Genomic DNA, 534 nt, shown 5'->3' with positions numbered 1-534 from the left:
GCAAGCTCGTCTTGGCCACTTCGACAGCCGCCGCCATTGCGTCTCCCGAGCTCACACCAGGGGCGGGAATAATATTCACGGTGACGGAGTTTGAGGTGTTATAGCGGTACGTAACATCAGGCCCCAATATCGGCTTGGTTTGAACCAGCGTACTTAACGGAATCATTTCTCCACCAGAGGAGCGCACGTGCAGCTTGCATAAGCCTGATAGAACTCAATCATGGTGAACTCAGGATTGTGTCGCGTCGAGAGCCCCTCGTTACGGAAGTTGCGATTAATTTCAAAAACACGTTCAAAACCACCAACAACCAAACGCTTAAGGTAAAGCTCGGGAGCAATACGCAGAAACATATCAATGCCTAATGCATTGTGATGCGTCTCGAATGGTTTTGCTGTTGCGCCACCAGGAATCACCTGCAACATCGGGGTTTCGACTTCCATGAAGTCTTGCTTGGTGAGGTAGTTTCGGATGCTACTCACAATAGCGGAACGTAAACGAAAGGTATGACGCGCATCGGCATTTGCAATCAAATC

Annotated in this window: 1 protein-coding gene and 1 pseudogene; both read right to left on the bottom strand. The window is 49.6% G+C overall.

Annotation, left to right across the window (positions count from 1 at the left end; genetic code table 11):
* The coding region (locus A3751_RS23835; protein WP_156492230.1) for an efflux RND transporter permease subunit at positions 1-166 on the bottom strand (166 nt) is incomplete at its 3' end.
* Positions 167-195: 29 nt separating this feature from the next.
* Positions 196-534: pseudogene (locus A3751_RS03030) on the bottom strand (amino acid--tRNA ligase-related protein); the annotation flags it as partial.

Source organism: Oleiphilus sp. HI0080, from assembly GCF_001635135.1.
This window is presented reverse-complemented; position numbering and strand designations above follow the sequence as displayed.